Origin of the sequence: Halobacillus sp. HZG1, from assembly GCF_035818575.1 — a bacterium.
Taxonomy (GTDB): Bacteria; Bacillota; Bacilli; order Bacillales; family Halobacillaceae; genus Halobacillus; species Halobacillus litoralis.
Map to the genome: position 1 here is coordinate 1 of NZ_JAYLVQ010000070.1, position 22,180 is coordinate 22,180.

At 42.2% G+C, this 22,180-nt stretch carries 25 protein-coding genes; 5 read left to right on the forward strand and 20 right to left on the reverse strand.

Translation table 11 applies throughout. The annotated features are described in order from the left end of the window. Positions 1-329 precede the first annotated feature (329 nt). From fni to prsW, 8 genes are all read right to left on the reverse strand, one after another. Positions 330-1,352 carry a type 2 isopentenyl-diphosphate Delta-isomerase gene (gene fni, locus VKA52_RS13145; protein WP_326315978.1) on the reverse strand — a complete coding sequence of 341 codons (1,023 nt, stop codon included), beginning with the start codon at positions 1,350-1,352 and terminating at the stop codon, positions 330-332. Between the two features lie 74 nt (positions 1,353-1,426). Beyond that, positions 1,427-2,569: a 30S ribosomal protein S1 gene (gene rpsA / locus VKA52_RS13150; protein WP_089652592.1), complete on the reverse strand. Its 1,143-nt coding sequence runs from the start codon at positions 2,567-2,569 to the stop codon at positions 1,427-1,429. 103 nt (positions 2,570-2,672) lie between these two features. Next, positions 2,673-3,254 carry a lysophospholipid acyltransferase family protein gene (locus tag VKA52_RS13155; protein WP_326315979.1) on the reverse strand — a complete coding sequence of 194 codons (582 nt, stop codon included), beginning with the start codon at positions 3,252-3,254 and terminating at the stop codon, positions 2,673-2,675. After that, positions 3,251-3,937, reverse strand: a complete 687-nt coding sequence (gene cmk, locus VKA52_RS13160; RefSeq protein ID WP_160913587.1) for a (d)CMP kinase — start codon at positions 3,935-3,937, stop codon at positions 3,251-3,253. The genes VKA52_RS13155 and cmk overlap by 4 nt, the downstream gene beginning before the upstream one ends. 122 nt (positions 3,938-4,059) lie before the next feature. Beyond that, positions 4,060-4,722 carry a flagellar brake protein gene (locus VKA52_RS13165; RefSeq protein ID WP_326315980.1) on the reverse strand — a complete coding sequence of 221 codons (663 nt, stop codon included), beginning with the start codon at positions 4,720-4,722 and terminating at the stop codon, positions 4,060-4,062. A 109-nt stretch (positions 4,723-4,831) separates the two neighbouring features. Continuing rightward, a complete protein-coding gene (gene ypeB, locus VKA52_RS13170; protein ID WP_326315981.1) occupies positions 4,832-6,172 on the reverse strand; it encodes a germination protein YpeB in 1,341 nt (446 codons plus the stop codon). Between the two features lie 11 nt (positions 6,173-6,183). Continuing rightward, on the reverse strand, positions 6,184-7,041 hold the full coding sequence (gene sleB / locus VKA52_RS13175; RefSeq protein WP_160913592.1) for a spore cortex-lytic enzyme: 858 nt from the start codon (positions 7,039-7,041) through the stop codon (positions 6,184-6,186). Positions 7,042-7,196: 155 nt separating this feature from the next. Continuing rightward, complete coding sequence (gene prsW, locus VKA52_RS13180; RefSeq protein WP_326315982.1) at positions 7,197-7,856, reverse strand: glutamic-type intramembrane protease PrsW; 660 nt, start codon at positions 7,854-7,856, stop codon at positions 7,197-7,199. 91 nt (positions 7,857-7,947) lie between these two features. Here prsW and VKA52_RS13185 point away from each other — a divergent pair, with 91 nt between their 5' ends. Continuing rightward, on the forward strand, positions 7,948-8,916 hold the full coding sequence (locus VKA52_RS13185) for an asparaginase (protein ID WP_206945218.1): 969 nt from the start codon (positions 7,948-7,950) through the stop codon (positions 8,914-8,916). A 74-nt stretch (positions 8,917-8,990) separates the two neighbouring features. Here VKA52_RS13185 and VKA52_RS13190 read toward each other — a convergent pair whose 3' ends face one another. The 7 genes from VKA52_RS13190 to VKA52_RS13220 all read right to left on the reverse strand — a co-directional run bounded on the left by VKA52_RS13190 (position 8,991) and on the right by VKA52_RS13220 (position 16,420). Next, positions 8,991-9,965 carry a YpdA family putative bacillithiol disulfide reductase gene (locus tag VKA52_RS13190; RefSeq protein ID WP_326315983.1) on the reverse strand — a complete coding sequence of 325 codons (975 nt, stop codon included), beginning with the start codon at positions 9,963-9,965 and terminating at the stop codon, positions 8,991-8,993. A 229-nt stretch (positions 9,966-10,194) separates the two neighbouring features. Beyond that, positions 10,195-11,475: a Glu/Leu/Phe/Val family dehydrogenase gene (locus VKA52_RS13195; RefSeq protein ID WP_326315984.1), complete on the reverse strand. Its 1,281-nt coding sequence runs from the start codon at positions 11,473-11,475 to the stop codon at positions 10,195-10,197. Positions 11,476-11,628: 153 nt separating this feature from the next. Next, positions 11,629-12,549 (reverse strand): D-alanine--D-alanine ligase, encoded by a 921-nt coding sequence (locus VKA52_RS13200; protein ID WP_326315985.1) that lies wholly within the window; start codon positions 12,547-12,549, stop codon positions 11,629-11,631. A 318-nt stretch (positions 12,550-12,867) separates the two neighbouring features. Then, the gene (locus VKA52_RS13205) at positions 12,868-13,434 is read right to left on the reverse strand and encodes a genetic competence negative regulator (RefSeq protein WP_202412461.1); all 567 of its coding nucleotides are present in this window, start codon (positions 13,432-13,434) and stop codon (positions 12,868-12,870) included. A 351-nt stretch (positions 13,435-13,785) separates the two neighbouring features. Beyond that, positions 13,786-14,688, reverse strand: a complete 903-nt coding sequence (locus VKA52_RS13210; protein ID WP_326315986.1) for a MerR family transcriptional regulator — start codon at positions 14,686-14,688, stop codon at positions 13,786-13,788. Positions 14,689-14,785: 97 nt separating this feature from the next. Continuing rightward, positions 14,786-15,553: a metallophosphoesterase gene (locus VKA52_RS13215; protein ID WP_326315987.1), complete on the reverse strand. Its 768-nt coding sequence runs from the start codon at positions 15,551-15,553 to the stop codon at positions 14,786-14,788. Between the two features lie 228 nt (positions 15,554-15,781). Continuing rightward, positions 15,782-16,420 (reverse strand): CBS domain-containing protein, encoded by a 639-nt coding sequence (locus VKA52_RS13220; protein WP_160913609.1) that lies wholly within the window; start codon positions 16,418-16,420, stop codon positions 15,782-15,784. A gap of 125 nt (positions 16,421-16,545) precedes the next feature. Between VKA52_RS13220 and VKA52_RS13225 the strand changes: the two genes are divergently transcribed. Genes VKA52_RS13225 through VKA52_RS13235 form a run of 3 tightly spaced genes read left to right on the forward strand, consistent with a single transcriptional unit; the run spans position 16,546 to position 17,636 of the window. Next, positions 16,546-16,767, forward strand: a complete 222-nt coding sequence (locus VKA52_RS13225; protein ID WP_160913611.1) for a spore coat associated protein CotJA — start codon at positions 16,546-16,548, stop codon at positions 16,765-16,767. Continuing rightward, positions 16,764-17,033 carry a spore coat protein CotJB gene (locus VKA52_RS13230; RefSeq protein WP_160913613.1) on the forward strand — a complete coding sequence of 90 codons (270 nt, stop codon included), beginning with the start codon at positions 16,764-16,766 and terminating at the stop codon, positions 17,031-17,033. Before VKA52_RS13225 ends, VKA52_RS13230 begins: the two co-directional genes overlap by 4 nt. Before the next feature lie 33 nt (positions 17,034-17,066). Next, the gene (locus tag VKA52_RS13235; protein WP_146815984.1) at positions 17,067-17,636 is read left to right on the forward strand and encodes a manganese catalase family protein; all 570 of its coding nucleotides are present in this window, start codon (positions 17,067-17,069) and stop codon (positions 17,634-17,636) included. 3 nt (positions 17,637-17,639) lie between these two features. On the opposite strand, the gene VKA52_RS13240 is transcribed toward VKA52_RS13235, so the two are convergent. Genes VKA52_RS13240 through VKA52_RS13255 form a run of 4 tightly spaced genes read right to left on the reverse strand, consistent with a single transcriptional unit; the run spans position 17,640 to position 21,108 of the window. Then, positions 17,640-17,951 carry a hypothetical protein gene (locus VKA52_RS13240; protein ID WP_326315988.1) on the reverse strand — a complete coding sequence of 104 codons (312 nt, stop codon included), beginning with the start codon at positions 17,949-17,951 and terminating at the stop codon, positions 17,640-17,642. Beyond that, complete coding sequence (locus tag VKA52_RS13245) at positions 17,944-18,540, reverse strand: CPBP family intramembrane glutamic endopeptidase (protein WP_160913616.1); 597 nt, start codon at positions 18,538-18,540, stop codon at positions 17,944-17,946. Before VKA52_RS13245 ends, VKA52_RS13240 begins: the two co-directional genes overlap by 8 nt. Beyond that, positions 18,537-20,048: a RecQ family ATP-dependent DNA helicase gene (locus tag VKA52_RS13250; RefSeq protein ID WP_326315989.1), complete on the reverse strand. Its 1,512-nt coding sequence runs from the start codon at positions 20,046-20,048 to the stop codon at positions 18,537-18,539. The genes VKA52_RS13245 and VKA52_RS13250 overlap by 4 nt, the downstream gene beginning before the upstream one ends. Beyond that, positions 20,038-21,108: a helix-turn-helix domain-containing protein gene (locus VKA52_RS13255; RefSeq protein WP_326315990.1), complete on the reverse strand. Its 1,071-nt coding sequence runs from the start codon at positions 21,106-21,108 to the stop codon at positions 20,038-20,040. The genes VKA52_RS13250 and VKA52_RS13255 overlap by 11 nt, the downstream gene beginning before the upstream one ends. A 133-nt stretch (positions 21,109-21,241) precedes the next feature. Here VKA52_RS13255 and VKA52_RS13260 point away from each other — a divergent pair, with 133 nt between their 5' ends. After that, positions 21,242-21,493 (forward strand): ferredoxin, encoded by a 252-nt coding sequence (locus VKA52_RS13260; RefSeq protein ID WP_206945231.1) that lies wholly within the window; start codon positions 21,242-21,244, stop codon positions 21,491-21,493. A 45-nt stretch (positions 21,494-21,538) separates the two neighbouring features. Here the strand turns inward: VKA52_RS13260 and VKA52_RS13265 are convergent, their stop codons facing one another. Next, the gene (locus VKA52_RS13265) at positions 21,539-21,988 is read right to left on the reverse strand and encodes a helix-turn-helix transcriptional regulator (RefSeq protein ID WP_326315991.1); all 450 of its coding nucleotides are present in this window, start codon (positions 21,986-21,988) and stop codon (positions 21,539-21,541) included. Positions 21,989-22,180: the final 192 nt, after the last annotated feature.

Genomic DNA, 22,180 nt, shown 5'->3' on the forward strand with positions numbered 1-22,180 from the left:
TCTATAACAGGCTTTATCATTCAAAATGTTGTAGGAGAATCCATGTTGCTTCACTTTCCTTAGGAGTAAAAGCTTCCCTTTCCTGAAAGTGGTTTCGAGATAGTTATATAGCAAAGGGGCGGAGGGGAATGGCGAGACTCCTGCGGGAAAAAAGTGCTTGGTGAGACCCCACAGGACGAAGTCCGAGGAGGCTCACCGCGCTCCCGCGGAAAGCGAGCTATTCCCCGCAGCCCTCATCCACCTAACAAAAGTATCGAAACTGAGTCTTCAAGAATAGGGAGCTTATGTTTAAGAAGCATAAAAAAACCTATGACAAATTTGTCATAGGCTTATTTCATTCTTTGGTCATACCATTGTTTCGTATAACCGAACTTCACATGTGCTTTTCCATTCAGTTCCTTAGGGTGGAGAGCATTCTGAAGCATCATAGCTATTTTGAATTCATGTAGAATATGATGGATCTCCTGAATTAACTCTTCCCGTCCTTCATTCACTAATATCTTTAACAATGATCCGGCCATTCCGAACCCTTTTGCCCCAAGCACCATAGCCTTTGCTCCATCAAGGCCATGACGAACGCCTCCTGATGCGAAAACATGCAAATCATCTCGAATTGACGCTTCAAGTACTGAAACCGGAGTGGGAATGCCCCAATTATTAAAGGAAGTATATGCACGCTCTCGCCTCATGTTTTCGACTTTAGAGAAGTTAGTCCCCCCTCTTCCACCTACGTCCAAGTGACGAACTCCCATTTGATAGAGAATATCCGCAGTTTCTTTCGACATTCCATAACCCACTTCTTTTACAATCACCGGAACGTCCATGTGGTCAATGATGCTCTGAATTCTGTGCATACGATGTGAAAAATCACGATCTCCTTCAGGCATGATCATTTCTTGAAGCGTATTGATATGAATTTGCAGAGCATTGGCATCTAGCATACGAACCGCTTCCCTTGCCTGCTCTAATGTTGCTTCACTACCAACATTAGCAAAAATGACACCTTCAGGATTCGCTTCTCTGACAATTTCATATGTTCTTCGCTCTTCGGTATTTTTTAATGCCGACATTTGAGAACCGACAGCCATCCCAATCCCCGTTTCTTTTGCTGCTATAGCCAAGTCACGGTTGATAGCCATGGTCTCTTCTCCGCCACCGCCAGTCATCGCATTAACAAAAAGAGGGGAACTTAAATAAAGTTCCCCCACTTGTATATTCATCTGTATTTCCTCGAAATTGAGACGGGCAAGACTTTGATGAACAATTTCGATGTCATCAAAATGATTATGAATTTCCCGTTCGTGACTGATGGCGTGGCGGATATGGTCAATCTTTCTTTCAGATCTGCTCATATCCATCCCTACTTCTTTTAAGCACATCACCATTGTTGATGGTTCCAAGAACCATCACTTAATGGTTCAGGAGCTTATTTTTTGTATTTATCGAGCTTGTCGCCAATCATATCACTTAAAGAGAATCCGGAATTGTCATCTTCTTTCTCATACTGTTGAATTTCAGCACGAGTTTCGTCACGCTCCAACTCTTTCATGCTTAATGAAAGGCGTTTAGCGTCTTCGTCAACATCCAGAACTTTCACTTCCACCGTTTGTCCTTCTTCTAAGACTTCATCAGGTGTACCGATGTGGCGGTTGGAAATTTGAGAAATGTGGACAAGACCTTCTACTCCAGGGAACACTTCTACGAAAGCACCGAAGCTTACGAGACGACGTACCGTTCCTTCAAGAGTTTCACCAGGGTTCACTTTTGAAGTGATGTCATGCCATGGTCCTGGCTGAGTAGCTTTCAAAGAAAGAGAAATTCTTTCATTGTCACGATCGACAGAAAGCACTTTGACTTTGACTTCTTGGCCTTCTTCTACAACATCAGATGCTTTTTCCACATGCTGATGAGATAACTGGGAGATATGTACTAGCCCGTCAATACCTCCAAGATTTACGAAAGCACCAAAGTCTGTCAAACGTTGTACAGTACCTTCGATGACTTGTCCTTCTTCTAGAGATTGTAGCACTTCATGCTTCTTCGCTGATTCTTCTTGTTCAACGACTGCACGGTGGGAAAGGATTACACGATTTTGCTCACGATCCAATTCCACGACTTTTAAGGAAAGTGTTTTTCCTTTATAGTCTTCAAAATCTTCAACGTAATACGTTTCAACCAAAGAAGCTGGAATGAATCCACGCAGACCGATATCTACAACAAGCCCGCCTTTAACTACATCTTTAACTTCAGCTTCAAAGATTTCTCCGCTCTCGAACTTAGCTTCCAAATCTTCCCATGCCTGATCTGCATCAACGGCACGCTTAGAAAGTACGATTTCATCATCTTCCACTTTCTTCACTTGCAGAGTGAGCTCGTCTCCTTCACTCACTGCATCTGAAGCTTTTTCTACATGAAGGCTGGATAATTCACTGATAGGTACAATACCTTCGACTTTATATCCAACATCTACGAGGACCTGTTTTTCTTCAATCTTCACGACTTTACCAGTCACGATGTCCCCTGCAGAGAATTCTTTCATTCCAGATACTTCTTGATTCATTTCATCCATACCAAGCTACCTCCTTCAAATTCCGACACAACCTAATAATACAGAAATGCCCTTTTGTCTAACTTCTAATATTTAGAGCATTTTGTCAAGTGATTACGCCTCATCATTGATGAATTTTATGCAATTGTCTGATTTCTTCCATGATCCGATCCGTAACAACCTGGGCAGAAGCTTTCTGTTCACGATATTCCGTCATATCAATCGGTTCACCATAAACCACTTTTAATCTCTTAAACCTTTTATATGGACCGATGATGGCGCAGGGAACAATCGCAGCTTCGGACCTTAATGCAAAGAAACCAGCCCCGGCAAGACCTTTGCCGATTTCGCCGTTTTTCTGCCTTGTGCCTTCAGGAAATAGTCCAAGCGCGTGCCCTTCTTTCAAAATATCCAGACCTTTTCGTAAGGCGTTTCTGTCCCTCATGCCACGCTTGATCGGAAAAGCATGGACTTTTTTCAATATACCCCCAATTACTGGGTTTTTAAACAACTCTTCTTTCGCTAGGAAGTAAATATTCCGGCTGCTTGTTATACCTACAACCGGTGGGTCGATGTTGGAAATGTGATTGGAACAAATAATGACGGGGCCTTCTGCAGGAATGTTCTTCTTTCCGACAATCTTTATTCTGTACATCGGATATAAGATGATGCTGCACAAAGCTTTTCCTAATTTATATAAGTTCATCCCTGGTCCCCTTTCTTCCTTCTATCATTTACGATGTTTAAAATGCCCTCGACCACTTGATCAATATTCATGGACGTTGTATCGATCTCAATGGCATCCTCTGCTTTAACCAACGGGGCAATTTCCCGATTAGAGTCGATTTCATCTCTTTTTCTAATCTCCTCTTTCAATTGTTGCAGATCAGAAGAAAAACCCTTTTCAATATTTTCTTTATGACGCCTCTCCGCTCTTTCTTCAACAGAAGCAATCATAAAGATCTTCACTTCGGCGTCTGGAAGCACGTGGGTTCCAATGTCACGACCATCCATGACCACACCCTTGTCCTTGACGAGTTCCTGCTGTCTTTGCACCATTTCTTCACGGACGTTTTTGTGTTTAGCTACAATCGATACTTGATTAGTAACTTCTGCTGTCCTGATTTCATCTGACACATCTTGTTGGTCGAGAATAACTCTCTGACCGGAATCACTTTGAATAAGGTTCAATTCAGATTGACTCAGGAGCTGAGCCAGACCATCCTCATCTTCGAGTGAAACGCCTTGTTTTAACGCCTTCCATGTTAATGCTCGATACATTGCACCTGTATCCACATAAATAAAAGATAGCTTTTCTGCGACTTTTTTTGCTACAGTACTTTTTCCGGCTGCCGCTGGGCCGTCAATGGCAATTGTCATTGTGTTCATACGATCCGTATCCTCCATCTGTCTTATCAAAGAGAAAACGCACTGGTACAGCGCGTTTTCTCTAAAATTTTCGCTTAATGATCACAGTCAAGAATAACATAAATCTACTATGAAAATCCATTTTATTTGAGTGCTCTCACTCGTGACTGCATCTGTTGTTCAAAACAATATTTGATAATCAACTGTCTGTCCTTTTCATGAATATCAATAAATTCAATAGAAACCCTCTCATGCTGGGAATCTTTCGCAGGGATAACCCGAATTACTTTACCGTCGGCAAACACATAATGGATCTCCCCTGTATTCATGGGCAGAACAAGCGTCAAGCTGATCTTTTCCTCTTCTTCTAATTTATTGGAGGGCGACTGTCTTAACATGACCCCTCCACCACTAATATCGCTCGTAATCGTAGGAAAAGATAGCGTGTTGCTTTCTACAGCTACATCCACAGAGGCATCAACACGTACATATTTGCGTCTTTGAACCCTATTCAATTCTTCCATGCCGGGAAAAAACAAACCTATAACTGGAATGTTTCTTTTTTCCCGTGCCATCACCTCTGTCTTAAACCAATAAACCGATTCGTCTTGACCAACAAAACTTGCTTGAAATTGTGTGCCGTCCAGAAAAAATCCGGTCCGGCCAGTCTTTGTATGTACAGGATAATCAATGTAAATTTTACTACCTTCAAAGTCCACCAATTTACACTTGTATTGATCGACTTCCTCCACTTCTGGTTTTCTTAACTCTAGCGTAAGAGGTGTCCCCACCTTCAAATTCTGCATCATGCTCCCCCTCTATATACATGATTACATTATCTCATGCCTCTCTAAAAAAAGGAAGATAATAGGTATAAAGACAGAGAAAAAGAACCCTGATCAAAGGGTTCTTTTTTTAAACTTCCTGATTGAACTTCATCTCTGCTTTTTTCAACGTTTCCACTTTTTCTTCCTGTCCATTGGTCGCATTAATAAAGATACGATAAGTCGTATTTTCCATCGTAGCAAGGAATTCATAACAAAGCACTTGTTCATTGACATCATTTTCTATCACAGAAAGATGATTCTCCTGTACTTTGACATTTGGATTCACTTTTGCTCTTGCTTCTTCCAATGAAATTTCAGGTTCGTTAAGCTCTCGCTCACTATGGAAATTATAGTAATCACGCGAACTCATCCCGAGGACTTCTCCATTATCAAGCGCCACTTTTACTACGACAGAATCAGGGAAGAATCTGACGTCATTCTGAGTGTAAAGAAAACGGAAAACACCCATGTTGTCGTATTGATTACTTTCGACGAGCTCTAAGTTAGATATTTTCAAGCGTTTGGCATATTTTTTCGCTTTTTCAGACGCTTCATAAAGGGAAATTTTCGGCTCAGCGACTTTACGGCTGATCATGATGGTCAAAGGATGTCCTCCTTTTTCCGTCAAGTCGATGTACCCATTTTTGTCACCGTTTTGAAAGGAAGCCGTGTACATTGGTACATCTGCACCTTTTCCTGATTTAGTAACTGTGAGTTTATCTGTTGGTACTTTTTCGAGCCATTGACTGGCGATTTCTTTTGCTTGCTTTTCATCAATTTTTTCACCTTCAAGGTTTCGGAAGCTCTTCTGCGGACCGGAAGAACCAAGGCTTGTATTCGTTACTGATCCCTCGAAACCATCCACAGATTTCTCTACGGTCTTGAATCCATTGACGATGGTATTATCTCCAACTTCATCATTCGTGGCTAAAGCAAGTTCCACATCCATCCACCTTAGATTATCTTTCATGACGACATTTTGTACTTTTCTAAGTTCCCCTTCAATTTCACCCGACTTTTTGTGAAGCTCCTCAAGCATTTGGATTTCTTCTTCACTGAGGGGTTTCTTTTCCAGGTCTCGAACAGCTGTCCGATAAGTAAACTCACCGATGTCGTGTAAGAATTCTTCCGTCTTATTGAAAGGAAGAAGTGTCAGTGGCAGCTGGCCTACATCTGAACTTGCATCAGAAGAAATCTTCCATATTTCAGCGAGTTGAGGGGATAACCGGTTTCGAGAGTTCATCGCTAAGCTTGAACCGATTTTGTCATGGAGAAGATCGACATTGTAAGTCAGTTCATGAAATGCCCTTTGATAACTGTTTTCAGCCTGGATCAAGACAGCATTTTTGTCCTGATTTTCTTTATAGCCCCAAATGCCTGCACCAACCGTAGTTAAACTTAGTAATATGATGGCAATCCATTTACCCATACGCCCACCTCCTATTTACAGAAAATATGTTTGCCGATTTGCTTGATTTGTGGTCTTGTCCAGATCCAGTCCGATGTGGCTGTGTTTGGATTGAAATAGTACAGAGCCTGCCCCGAAGGATCCCATCCATTAATCGCATCCATGACCGCCTCTTTTGCCTGATCATTAGGCTCGAGCCAGATTTGGCCATCAGCCACGGCAGTGAAAGCACGTGGTTCAAAAATGACACCAGAAGCATTGTTAGGGAATGAAGCACTCTGGATCCTGTTTAAAATGACAGCGGCTACTGCCACCTGACCGACATATGGCTCTCCGCGGGCTTCGCCGTAAACAGCATTTGCCATTAATTGAATGTCGTTTTGTGAATAGCCACTTGGAACATTAACAGCTGTCGGTTCCTTTGGCTGTTGTTGCTGCTGGTTTTGTTGTTGTTGTTGCTGTTGCTGATTTTGCTGTTTCTGTTGATTCCCTTGTTTGGTTTGCTGGGATTTGGGAGTCCCCCCGTAATGTGTAAAATCATTGCCTTTTCTGATCTGTTCTTTTACGTAACCTTCATCGTAGTTGCTGGCTTTATTCAGCTTATTTTTTACTTCCTGACCGACGAGTCCGTCAATTTCCAGTCCAAATTCATATTGGAAATTACGAACCGCCCAGTAGGTTCCCCAACCGAAAACTCCATCAATTTCACCGTTGTAAAAACCTAAGTATTGCAACCTGGATTGAAGTTCAATGACATCATCACCTGTGGCCCCTTGCTGAATGACCTGATTTGAGAAACCTAGGACAGGTTTGACATAGGTCAACTCTGATAAAGGGAAAAGCAACAAGGCTAGACCCATAAAAACGACCATCGTCTTCTTCCACACCATCCAATATCCACCCCTGACCCAATAGTTTAGTTATAGGGGTAGTTTTTAACAGAACCAAAAGATTATGCATATTTTCATCTCTGCACTCAGCTACATATCCTAAGCCTTATGATTCTGGTCTTCAGCGCATAAAAAAAGAACAGCCCTCTGGCTGTTCATGTTTTTAATAATTTTTCATGATGCTGATTCGCTATTTTAATCTTACGAAGGCCGATAAGCCATAAAATAATCATAAACGGAGTAATCCAATACATCCATGTCATTTCTTTCACAGTAATAATATAGTCATAAATGACGTGCAATCCTACGGGAATGACCAACCCTATCGTTAAACACCAGTTTGAACGATTTGTCCTGAACTTAGCTTTCCCCATGTAATATCCCATAATGACTCCAAAAAGAGCATGTGAGGAGACGGGGAAAACAGCACGCAGAATGGCGATTTCAATACCGTTTTGAAAAATATAGATGATGTTCTCAATTGTTGCAAAACCTAAACTGACAGCCACTCCGTAAATGATCCCATCGTAATGATGATCAAAATCAGAATGACGATAGGCTACAAATAACATAAAGAACCATTTAAAGAATTCTTCCAGTAAACCAGCAAGAAAAAATGATTTCATCAATGACGAGTGAAATACATTTTCAACTTCGAAAGCATACTGAATGAACATGATAGGAAAAACCATGATTACGCCTATGATGAACATACGGATAATTAAAGGAAGGGGCTCTAATTCGATCCGTTTACTTAAGTATATAAATGTCATGATGGCCACGGCAGGAGATATAGCGGCAGTCAATATGGCCATGTTTCTCAACCCTCTCTCTTTCATTCACCTACGTTTCATCGTATCATGAAGGTATGAGAAAAGGAACATTTGAATGGAAGATGGTGTAAATATGAAGCGTATACTAGTCATTCACACAGGTGGCACAATATCTATGAAGGAAAACAAAGAAACAGGAGAAGTGAACACTTCGTCCAAGCATCCTTTGGATGAGATCTCCACTATGTTAAAAGGGAACACGGTCATTGAAGATGAGATTTTGTTTTACCTCCCTTCCCCACATATCCGGCCGGATCACATGTTGAAACTGGGTCGATCCATCCATGAAAAAATGTCCAGAAAAAACTATGATGGCATTGTTATCACTCATGGTACAGATACATTGGAAGAAACCGCTTATTTTCTAGACTTGTTTTTGCAGACGAGGAAACCTGTAGTCGTTACCGGCGCTATGCGTTCCAGTAATGAAATCGGATCTGATGGTCTGTATAACCTTCTCAGTGCGATCAGGGTAGCCAACTGTGATGAAGCACAGGACAAGGGTGTGCTCGTTGTCATGAACGATGAAATTCATACGGCTAAAAACGTGACTAAAACCAGTACGAGTAATGTAGCAACATTTCAAAGCCCTCAGTATGGTCCAATCGGAATTACAACTAAAACGGAAGTGTTTTTCCACCATAAAATGACACGCCGTGATTCTTATCCCATTCAAGACATTGGAAAGCAAGTGGCCCTTATCAAAGCTTACGCAGGTATGGATGGCACTTTGATTGATGCCGTTCGCGAAAGCAAGGTAGATGGTCTTGTCATCGAGGCTTTAGGGCAAGGGAATTTACCACCAGAAACGGTAGATGCTTTAAAACGGACCCTTCATGATGGCATTCCGATTGTTCTGGTCTCCCGCTGCTATCAAGGAATTGTGCAGGATACATATGGTTATCCAGGTGGGGGTCGTCAACTGAAGGAAATGGGAATCATCTTTGCTAATGGACTTACTGGACCAAAAGCCCGTATCAAACTTATGGTTGCACTTGAAATGACCACAAATATGACGGAACTGGAACATATGTTCAGCTAAAACCGATGAAAAATCAATGGATTATACAAGAAAGCCTGGAGTCAAAAAAAGAACTCCAGGCTTTTTCTTTACATTTATTTAGCAGTAAGTGCTTGGGCTATCTTTCCACCATGGTGACGGCCATTTTCAATGAAGATTTCATTGTTGTTATATCCAGCTGCGATGACACCTGCAATATAGATGCCCTGAATGTTCGTCTCCATCGTATCCTCATTAAACGCAGGCCTTCCGGTTTCTTCATCCATCTCTACTCCCATTTTAGTGAGGAACGCATGGTCCGGGCGGTACCCAGTCATAGCAAAAACGAAATCATTTTCAATTCGTTTTTCCTGCCCCTGACATTCATAGATAACCTCATCTGTGGTAATTTCTTTGACATTCGCACAGAACTCCATATCAATGATGCCTTTATTGACCAATGCTTCGAATTGTGGCAATATCCACGGTTTGATACTTTTCGAATAATCTTCTCCACGGTAAAGAACAGTAATGCACGCTCCAGATTTTTCTAATTCCAGGGCAGCATCGGCCGCGGAATTTTTGCCGCCAATGATGACGACGTTCTTCTTATAATAGGGATGTCCCTCTTTGAAATAGTGCTTCACTTTTGGTAGATCTTCACCTTTAATATTCATATAATTGGGTTGATCATAATATCCAGTAGCGATGACGATTTGACTCGCCCGGTAACTCTTGGCTTCGCCTTCTACTCTCTCTGAGTGGACGATAAACCCGTGGTCGTTCCGTTCCACTTTTGTTACTTTTTCATACGTATTCACTCGTAAATCTTCTCTTCCTGCGACCGCTCGGTAATAGGCCAATGCTTCATTGCGGACAGGCTTTTGACGTTCTGTAATGAATGGGATGTTACCGATCTCAAGCTTTTCACTCGAACTGAAAAACGTCTGATGTGTAGGGTAATGATAAATCGAATTGACGATGTTTCCTTTTTCAATAATAAGCGGCTCTATTCCTTCTTTTTGCAATTCGATGGCTGCACTCATTCCACATGGCCCACCACCGATAATGATGACTTTTTCTTCTTGCACGACCAACACTCCTCTTCCATTCCCGATACAGGTCAATCCTTTAATACCACTTTATCCATCTGGTATGGTTTCCACATACAATTTCCCACTATACTTCGTAAGCTTTCATGCAAAGGTTACAATCCGGGGCACTCATATTCTCAACGTGTCCATATATGGCGCCTGTTCTTTCATAAAAAATGAATCTCCTACCATAACCATGATAGGAGATTGCATTCGTAGAATCAAGTTAGATCCATCCTCGGAACCTTGAGGCTTCCGCCATTTTTCTAACTCCGACCATATAAGCGGCAAGTCGCATATCTACACGACGCGTCTCAGCCGTACGATAAACGTTATCAAAGCCTTTAACAATGACTTTATGAAGCTTTTCTTCCACTTCTTCTTCTGTCCAATAATAACCCTGGTTGTTTTGGACCCATTCGAAATAGGATACAGTCACCCCACCTGAGGAAGCTAACACGTCAGGGACAAGTAAAATTCCACGTTCAGAAAGGATTCTTGTAGCGTCCAATGTCGTCGGACCATTGGCTGCTTCTACGACGATGGTTGCTTTTATGTTATGGGCATTATCTTCCGTAATCTGATTCTCGATCGCTGCAGGTACGAGAATGTCACAATCAAGCTCCAATAACTGTTCATTTGTAATGGTATTTTTGAATAGATTGGTGACTGTTCCAAAGCTGTCACGGCGATCTAATAAGTAGTCAATGTCAAGTCCATCTGGATCGTGAAGCCCACCGTAGGCGTCTGAAATTCCTATCACTTTCGCTCCGCGGTCATGCATGAATTTCGCAAGGAAACTTCCTGCATTACCGAAGCCCTGGACTACGACTCTGGCCCCTTCTACGTTGATTCCTTTTTTCTTGGCTGCTTCTTCAATACATATGGTCACACCTTTGGCTGTCGCTGTTTCACGGCCATGTGAACCACCAAGAACCAGGGGCTTTCCTGTAATGAATCCAGGATTGTTGAATTCGTCAATCCGGCTGTATTCATCCATCATCCAGGCCATGATTTGAGAGTTTGTAAACACGTCTGGTGCAGGGATGTCTTTTGTAGGGCCTACAATCTGACTGATGGCACGCACATACCCACGGCTGACTCCTTCAAGCTCACGGAAGGACATTTCGCGCGGGTCACATACGATTCCCCCTTTACCTCCTCCATAAGGAAGATCAACGATTCCTGCTTTCAGACTCATCCAAATAGAGAGCGCTTTTACTTCTTTTTCAGAAACGTTCGGGTGGAAACGGACGCCTCCTTTAGTTGGACCAACCGCATCATTATGCTGGGAACGATAGCCTGTGAAGATTTTAATCTGATCATTATCCATACGAACAGGAATTCTTACCGTCATCATTCTTACAGGTTCTTTCATCAACTCATATACTTCATTAGGATAACCTAGTTTATCTAGTGCTTTTTTAACCACCGTCTGAGTGGACTTTAACACATCAAGTTTATCGTTATTTTGGTTTGCAGAATCTGTTGGCTTATCGGCTACCATCCATTTACCTCCTATATCAATCCATTCGATTAGGGCTCGTTCTTCAGTGATTAGTATACACGTTCACTACTAATTAGGAAAGCTGAATGCGGCTTTTTCTAACCGTTTTCAAAGAAATATTGTAAACGTTTACACTTGTGTGGCTTTCTTCTATTACGATAGCTCTACGAATTTTTGGATAAGGTCGTCATAACTTAAGCCGATTGCCTGAGCAGAATCAGGGAAAAGGCTCGTTGGTGTCATTCCCGGCAACGTATTCACTTCTAAAATGACCGGCTCTTCATTCTCATTAATAATGAAGTCAACACGCGAATAAACATCACAACCAAGCAGCTGATGAGCCAAGACGGCGTCTTGTTGCAGTTGAGCGGTCAACGTTTCACTCACTTTGGCTGGTACGATATGTTCACTGCCTCCAGGTTTATATTTTGAATCAAAATCATAATAATCATTCTTAGGAATGATCTCTATTACAGGAAGGGCCTGTTCTTTTCCTTTATACCCCATCACAGGTACGGTTACTTCTCTGCCTTTAACATAATCTTCAACTAGAATCATAGAGTCAGAATGTGCAGCCATTTCGATCGCCTGGCGTATATCCTGTTCTTTTTTGACGATAGTTAAACCTAAAGTAGAACCTTCTTGATTCGGTTTTATGACGAATGGGAGAGTGAACGTCCGTTTGATTTCATCTTCAATCACGGAAAATTGACCGTGGTCTGTAACATCAAACACTTCACTTTTCGCTGTGTGTAAACCATTCAAGGAAAAGATCTGCTTGGATTTCGCTTTGTCCATGGCCAGGGCTGACGCTAAAACTCCTGAACCGACATACGGTATGCCGAGCATATCTAGAAGCCCTTGAATCTTTCCGTCTTCACCAAAACGTCCATGCAGCCCGATGAAAACCAAGTCCACATCCAACTTCAGTACTTCTTCCATTTTTTCAGGAGAAAAGTCGATCGGCGTAACCTCGTGTCCCTTGTTCTCTAACGCTTTAATGATTCCCTTTCCAGTTGAGAGAGAAACTTCTCGTTCCCCTGATGTACCACCATATAAAACCGCAATCTTCATTTGTTACACTCCATTTCATAGACCACTAAATAATAATTAACTTACACCAACTCTTATCTTAACATGTTCCCTTACAAGCTTCTATTTAAAAATACACTGAATTATTTTATATCCCTAAGCCTCCAACTCCAACATTCGCTCCAATGAAAGTAGATGCGTTTTTAGGTTTATTGCTAAAGTTAGGATCAGGGGTGGTTGGAAAGCAAACGGTTTTCCGGAGTCCCTGGAAACGGATGTCCGGATAGCGAAAAAAACGTACCAGTGACAACGATATGCCATAAAAAAAGAACGACTCTTATGAAGCGTCGCTCTTGCAGTTTATGAAAAATGTTTATAGATGGTTCGACATGCATCTTTGTCCATGATTTGTTTTCCATATTCAATCAAGCGGTGAGAGGTCGCTGCTGTAGCGGAAGCGAACTCAGATAATAGCGCAATCACTTGATCTTGATCTAAATGGAAGATATCTTCATCTTCAAGAAGCATATAATAAGAATCATGATAGAAGAAAACACTGCCTCCGGTTACATCAAGCTGATACAGCTGGTGCCCTGCCCGGATGACATGTTCGAAGTCTTCAAAGGAGAACATCATTTCTTTACTTTCATCCAAAGTGACCTTCATTTCAATGTAATCTTCATCGTCTTCTATATCGGCGGGCTCTGTTTTCGTTACGACGACTAACATGCCTTGCGCTTGCAGGAGATATACCTGCACCAACAGGACACCTGACAGTTCGACACCCAGTTCGATTCCTGCATCATACATCATATCACTGAAAATACGATGCACTCTAGGTAAATCACTCCAAAGCTCCTCACGAGACAACCCCCGGTCCATCAGATCATCAAACGTAAGGAAGATCTTAAATTTCTCATTCGTCATTCTTTCCACTCGCACATGATCGCCCCCCTGTCACGATGTGTTATCTATATCTTATGATGACTGATGCGATTATGGCACCTTTTTTCAAATTATATCTAACGATTTGGGCGTGGGCAAACATTTTCCGCCGCCAAATCAATCATTATGTAATGAACCCTCCTCTCAAAAGGCTCATATAGTTAACTAACAACTCTTGTAAATGCAGTCATAATGGCTTCTTCTGTTATGAGGGTAGGCTTAGAACGACGACAGAACACGCGTTTTCCCACGTTAATAATGGAACGGCCCCTTTTAACAAGGTACCGTTCCATTATTAAGCCTGCATTCAGTTTCTGTTGTAAATACTGACCATTATGTCGCCTGCAACCAGCGTTCCCATGCTTTTTTAGAGTTTCCTACAATAAACGGCTGGATTCGTTTTTTGTCCAGTTCAGAAAGGCGGTCATAAGCATATCCACCAAGACCAATTTTCAGGTCAGGGTATTGTTTTTGCAATGATTCTGCAAGCCTTACCGTTATGGGGATATTCTTTTTAAGCGTACAGGACATGAACATATACGTGGGTTCAATTTCATCAATGACAATATCAATATCTCCGCCTGCAATACTCTGACCGAGATAAATGACATCGTAACCTTTCCGTTTCAAAAAGAGAGCAAAGATCAACAACCCTAATTCATGCCTTTCGTTAGGACCACAGACAAGCAGGGCTTTCGGAAGCATTCCATCGACTGGAATAGACAGAAGCATCATGCCGATCCTGGAACGGATGAAGTGACTCGCGAAATGCTCATGGGCACTCGTAATCCGGTTTTCCTCCCACAAGTCACCGACTTTCACAAGGATAGGTCCAATAATATCAATAGCCACGGTTTCTGGCGTGAATAAACTGAACGCATGATCAAGATGACGCTGCGCATCGTTTTCATTAAAGGATAGTAGGCTGTTCAACAATTCATCGCCAATTTTATCCAGTTCCGTTTTATGTTCAGAATCATGATTGGTACTCGTCACCGCTTCTTCATTACTTTCTAACAAGGAAACCGCTTGCGATATGGTGAATCCTTTGTTCACTTTTTCCATCAACCATTTTAGAATTCGTACATGCTCATCGGTGTACAGACGATGGCCAGCCTCATTCCTTGAAGGGCGAATCATTTTATATCTTCTTTCCCAGGCACGGAGTGTACCCGGCTGAATTCCTAATAACTGTGACACAGCTTTTATATTGTATTTTGCTTTCGTTGTTGCCATAAGTCTGCCTCCACCCGTCCATTTTCCTTTATTATATAAGATGTCAAGAATATGTGTAAAATTTCAATATTCTCCCTATATGTTTTCGAGGTAGATTTTATTTTTTGGATGTTAATTCTATCCAGTGACATTCCGCTTTGGTTCCTAGACGCAGAGGCATTAAGGATGTACCATATCCCTCACTTACAAGCATAGCCTGGTTTTCACTGATCTGCCACCCGCCCCGCTCATAAGGTCCGAAGCCGAAAATCCGAATCTGTCCACCATGGGTATGTCCACTCAAGACGATATCAAACCTATCCTTGGCCTCTTGAGTCATCCGGTTGAACACATAAGGATCATGTACACAAAGAATCTGCAGTCCTTTTTCATCTTCTAAATAGGAAGCATTTCGGTTAGGTTTCATAAAATATGGATCTAAGGCACTCAATACGACCGGAGTTCCGTTTGGTAACTCCACAAACTCATCCTCGTTTGAAAGGGGGATGACTTCTTCTTTCATCAATTCATCCAAAAATGATCCGTACCTCCACTCATGATCATTATTACCGGGAATGAAATAAACGGGAGCTCCCCATTGCTTCAATAGGGATAGGTTGTGCATAAAACGCTCATAAGATGTCCTTTTATCTACGAAATCACCACCGATGATGACAAGATCGACAGTGCTTATTTTTGAGAACGTCGTCTCATTTAATTTTCGATTATGTATGTCACTAATGAACAGCAGCTGAATCCTCTGGTGAGTATCCAGCCCTTTACAATCCAATTGTTTTTCTTGCAAGTGATCGTTCTCTGACAAAACGTACATAAAACCCAACAGCATAACGCCAACAATGAGTACCATTAGCAGGATCCATACCATTTGAACACCCCCACGTTATCTTTATAGAACTCTTATATTATCACAAACGTGTAAGCTTGATAAAACGGACTCGCAAGGAAGCATTTCACCTGATCCCTCAAATTTATAGAGAATGTGATACAACATGAATCATAAATACCAGAAAAAACCGCTCAAGATTACACATCCTGAGCGGTTTTTTCTACAGTTAGTCACCATTATAAACCCAAGAAAAATGAATGAACTTCCTCACACATTCTTTACGCTTAGAATTCTAAAACCTGTCTTTTCAAGCTTCTTCGTAAATGCTTCAATATTATCATTGTCTTCAATCTTCAAGACAATTCTTCTGGCAAGCTTATCGGTTTCATCAAACGTAGCAAGTGAAATCACGTTTTCGTGATAACTTTTAATAATATCCCCGAGTCTTTCAATTCTTCCTGATGACTCTTCAGAAGTGAAAGCAATTCTGACTCCTTTTTTGTTGACCCCGAACGCACTTTCGAACTGTTCGATGACATCAAATCTTGTCACGAGACCAAGAAATTTCTTTGATTCGTTGACGACAGCCAGCACGGAAAAACCTTTGAACAACGGCAGCGTATGTTCAAAAACCTCTTCATCATGAATATAAAACCCCTCATACATGGCAACATCACCAGCAGTGGTTTCACGAAGAAACGTCTTCCGATCTATTCCTTCTTCAGAATTAAAATAAGCCCGGAATATGATTTCTTTAGAGATCATTCCTGTGAATTGACCTGATCTTAAAACAGGCATGGCTTCAATATCTTTATCATCAAGCACTTTCAGAACTTCTGAAAGTGAAGCGGATGATTCCGCCGTGAAGGATTTGTGGGCGGGTTTCATAATTCCTTTAACAAACATACACTCACCTCTTCTTTTTAATTTGCACGGTAATAATTTCGCCATCCACCTGCGAATATCCTGCCTGCATCGCATAGGACAAGAAGGGCCCACATAAAATTCCTAGGAAAAGGATGTGATGTAGGATGTACACACCAATTAAATGCTACCAGCCTTACCACGGCCCTTTTGATCCATGTCCGCCACGAGGGACGGCTTGTTATCAGACACCGCCTAATCTCTATCTTGGATTTCAGCCCCCAAACTTGCAGCAGTTCCCGATACAAGACGCGTTGTATAAAGGAACTCTTTGGCCGGCTTTGTATGATCCCTACCCTACACCTCTAGAGAAAGGAGCAAAACGATGAAGCAAGGGGCTAATCCTGCTAAAGAGCGATATGCTTTAATGGAAAAGATTCAAATGGTGGATTTCGCTTTGGTAGAACTTACTCTTTACCTGGATACCCATCCGCAGGACACCCAGGCTATCCAGCAGTTCAATCAGCTTGCCGTTGAAAGCAGAGATCTGAAATCTGCCTATGAGCAGCAGTTTGGGCCTTTAAGGCAGTATGGTGCCAGCTTTTCAGGTTATCCATGGAATTGGGGAGATAGTCCATGGCCATGGCAGTTATAAACCTTCAAGGATGAAGGACATAGGAGGGCGCTTATGTGGTATTACGAAAAGAAATTACAATATCCTGTAAAAGTAACCGAATGCAACCCGAGGCTTGCAAAATATTTAATTGAACAGTATGGAGGAGCGGACGGCGAATTATCCGCAGCCCTTCGCTACTTGAATCAACGGTACAGTATTCCGGATAAAGTGATTGGTCTTTTGACGGATATCGGGACAGAGGAATTCGCCCATTTAGAAATGATCGCCACGATGATCTATAAACTCACGAAAGATGCGACACCGGAACAAATGAAGGCGGCAGGTCTTGGGGCCCATTACGCAAACCACGACCACGCTTTGTATTACAATAACGCAGCAGGAAGCCCGTGGACCGCCACTTATATTCAGGCGAAAGGAGATCCGATTGCTGATCTATATGAGGACATAGCTGCTGAGGAGAAAGCCAGAGCCACCTATCAGTGGATCATTAATATGTCGGATGACCCATGCTTGAATGACAGTTTGAAATTTTTGCGTGAACGGGAAGTGGTTCATTCCCAAAGGTTCAGGGAAGCGGTTGAAATACTTAAGTTTGAAAGGGATCGCAAACAATTTTTCTAAAAGTCAACGCTCTACCGTGATGTGTTCATGGTAGGGCGATTCTTCTATGAAGCCTGGCTTAGGAAAGGTTTGTCCGAACCACACATCCCAATAAGGAAACGAAAGCATCACGATAATCAAGATAAGAAGAACGACAAAGAGGAAGCGCATCCAAATCGCATTTACCTTCCAGCTCGTTTTTTCTTTCCTACCTTCATGAACATCTTTTCTTGGTGGCAGATCCAGAATATCAAACTCTTCCTCTTCATACCCGCCATCTTCTTTGTCATTCCTCATCTGCTCTGTTTGCTCTTTTGATGAATGCTGTTCACTCATCGGCTTCCCCCCATTTTCCGAAACGGATCCAAAAGGCTAATACAACATCAATTAGAAAATGTGCCAGGATGGTCACAAGTAAATTACCCGTCATCTCATACATATACCCGATAAAGAAACTGACGAATAATACGGAAATCAATAACACGATTTTTGTTAAATAACGAATATGCATAACGGCAAAGAGTACACTTGCCACCACATACCCAAACTCCGCATGCAGAACACCGCGGAATAGCATTTCTTCACTTACCGCAACCAGCAAAGTAATGCCAATAATACTTAAACTCGAACGATTCTTAAAAACTTTGACATTAATGCCGCCATCATCGTACATCCTTTGTGGTAAACGATACACGAGAAAAAGGTCGATGAGAAGCACCATAAGTCCTGGTATCAATCCGTAAAGCAACAGCTCGTTCAAATGGAAACCCACTTGACTGCTCCAATCAGCCCAGAAAGCATCAAAAAGGAATACGCTGCCAATAATTGCGAGAATCAGTATACTCAACTGAGTAAGAACCAATTGTAGTGTAATTTCCCGGTCGTTCATTTCCATAATCAGTTCTGATTGACTCTTTCGTTTCATAAACCGGCTCCTTGTTTGAAAATAAACTTTAAACGATCCTCCCAGCTGAACGTATCATACGTACGTCGCTCCTCCTGGAAAGATAGGTCATCCATGCTGAAATCACATTGGTCACAGCATGGAACGGTTGGCTTTCGGACCATGTCCTGAAACGGTTTATATAACGCTTCTCTGCGACAATCAGATGAGTGGATCCATTTCAACATTTCATTCAATTTATTGTGCTTATACATCCACCTCTCCTCTAAAAAGCGGTGAATTTCCTGAAAGAGGTTCGCGGTCACCCCTACTAGTTTTCCGTTTTGTAAAGCACCCTCTTCTTCTAACTGAAACTTGATAAAATTCCATTGGGATTCGGATAACTCAAAGCGTTCAATCATGATATCATCTGATGGCACATCTTCTCCCTGCTTCTTCATTAAAAAAGAGAAGACTCGGTGAAGATCATTTTTCTCAGGAAGTTCACTCTGTATAAGTCTCTGAGGAAGATAATGGTCCTGACGTGTGAAAAGCAGTAGACTGACCGCCGCTTCACCGTCCCGTCCTGCCCTGCCAACCTCCTGGATAAAGGATTCCAGTTGAGGGGGCAGATGGAAATGGATCACCATGCGTATGTCTTTTTTGTCTACCCCCATACCGAAGGCACTCGTACAGCAAATGACATCCAATTGATGATTCATGAATTGCTGCTGCACAAGCATACGATCTGTTTGTTCCATTCCACCATGGTAAAAGGCAACTCTCTGGTCCAAACGGTCCCTCAGTTCAAAACTGACTTTTTCTGCCCACTGGCGGCTTGAAAAATAGATCATGGTAGGAGCTTGGTTTTGCTTGAGCACTTCAACGATTCGTTCCGTTTTTTCTTCTGGACTCGTGCATTCTTCCACAGCAAAACTTATGTTTTGTTTATCCATCGGATAGATTCTCTTTTTCATATGGGGAAGTCTCAGCTTTTCCATGATATCCTGCTGCACATCAGGGGTCGCGGTTGCACTTAAGGCCATTACGGTAGGGTGGCAAAGATTTTCAATGGTCTGATGAAGCTTGAGATAATCCGTTCTGAACTCATGTCCCCACTGAGATATACAGTGGGCTTCGTCAATAACAAAGAGAGGGACATGCATGCGGTTCAGGCGTTGCTGCAGCCAATCATTCTGCAGCATTTCTGGTGAAATGTAGACAAGCGAGTATTTATGAAGGTTCTTCCATACAGCATTTCTTTCAGGCTGATCCATGAAACTGTTCACAGCCGTCACGGCTTTATATCCAGAAGCCTTCAACTGCTTCACCTGATCCACCATCAGTGAGATCAGGGGAGATACGACAAGGGTCGTGCCACCAAGGACCTTGGCAGGAAGTTGATAACATAGCGATTTGCCTGTTCCAGTCGGTAGGATTCCTAATACATCTTCCCCCTCCAGAACATCTGTAATGACTTCTTTCTGACCTTCCCTGAATTCGTCAAAGCCAAAATTCTCTTTTAGTATCAAACCTAGATCATGACTCATCCTTTGTCATACCTTCCCTTATTGCGTGCTGGCCTTTTGCTAATGCGAGGCGCAGTTCGAAATAATCATACTTTCCATCCAATGCTTCATGTATTTGCTTCAGCTTTTTTGTATCTAATTGACTCCCCATTTTATTAATCTCACGTACATCAACCTCACTCAAAAAAGAAGCAATCGAAAAATCGGGGATAATTAAAGCGGATTCTACAATGTGGTCCTGGATCGTGCTCTTTTTCAATCGCCGTATATTCATAATTTCCTGCATGCTCAACCCTTGTTCAATATACTGGTATGTCTTCCTTGCCGATCTTGTAATCAGGTGGGTCGCATCGAGTCCTTTTGTACAGAGGTGCAGCACAGGATAGCGAGCCTTGTCCCTTTTAGATTCAAGAAATAGATAATAATAGGTGTGTTGCAGCATGATCTCAACATCTTCTCTATATAATTCAAACTCCCTTGTGAGTTGTTCGATTGTCATGCCAATCACACCCCCGCCCGTCAAACGATGGACGAACAATTCTGCTTGAAGAGACGGGTGCTTTTTTAGGAGGTGATGAATTTCTTCATACAACGATTCCCCCATCTTTGGCAGTTTATCTTGAAATTGCTGATGGACTTTCCGCACCCAATTTTGTGTACCAAAGTCATCAACGATGGGTACATAGTGGTGAATGCCGGCATTGGAGTTCGCCATCGCTTGCAGCAGTAGATAGACTCTTTTGACAAAAGTAGGAACCACGTCATGCCAAACCATTCCTTCAAAGTATTGAAGCTCATGAACCGGGAAAGATGACAATTGCCGAGTCCCTTCAGAAGTTATGGAAGGAAAAGATTGTTCATTTAACTGGATAAACCCGTTATGAACCAGTATGTTAATCTGTTTCTCCAATGACTCACGCTTCAATGATGGATAGACACCAAACAGTGGATCAAGCTCGTACCCTTTCGCATCCTGTAAGGTTTGTGAAGAACGTTTTCCTGTCAGTAAATGATAAATGCCTGAGACTGTACGCTCTCCCCGGAGTCGATCCACACAAGTTAAAACCAAATGAACGAACATCTTCTCCCCCCCCTTTTTCTTCCTTATTCAGCATGGTTTAGTTGAAAACCATTCCCATGCGATTTACAATAAACGTTGTACTTATGTAATCAATACCTCGATCATAGAGAAGTTCCATGAAGGAGGTCGTTCTATGGCCAAATATACAATCGTAGATAAAGAGACCTGCATTGCGTGCGGGGCCTGTGGTGCTGCTGCCCCTGATTTATATGACTACGACGATGAAGGAATTGCTTATGTCGTCCTTGATGATAACGAGGGTACGGATGAAGTGCCAGAGCTTTACGAAGAGGATATGGAAGATGCATGGGAAGGATGTCCGACAGATTCTATAAAGATCTCCTCAGCTCCATTTCACGGAGACCCTCTGAAATACGAAGAGTGATGTACCTCTTTTCGTGACCAAAGCCCCTTTTTCAAGGGGCTTTTTTTATTTGACTAGTTCTTCAAAACGTATTTCCGCCTCCGTCCGATTGATGGTAGAGAACATACGAAAATCTTCAGAATCAATGATTCTATAATGTTGACTGATCAGGTTTTGCTGAAGGATGTAGTTTTCACCTTCTGCAATGGTCTGCCACCATACTTTGCCACCAAGTGTTTTCTTCCCTTGAGGCTCCACTTGTTCATGAGCAATAGTTTCCACGATTTCTACAGGAGCATCCCCTAATACGCCTTTGAGAACATCGCTCTCTTGAAAAAGAGCACATACGGCCACGACCGTCGTCCAGCCTGCCAACGTTCTTTGTTTTTCAATTTGGACAAGCGTCTTTTTGGATAATCCGAGGATTTCTGCCATCCTGTCCTGGGTATATCCATGCTCGACACGGATCAATTTTATTTTTTCAGACACCTGTTTCCGCACATCGTGTTTATCCATGACTCATCGTCCCCTTTTCTACGTTCCTTTATTTTAACATGAGCAGGAGGGCCAATCCTAGAACAAAGGCTTTAAAGCTTTCGGTTAAACACAACATCGTCGAAGTCAAGTATTGAGGACGGGTTTCATAGTTTGAAACAAGAAGGGCGCTGATGGACCGTCTTTCCTCAACCAGTAAAAAGAACCCCCTGC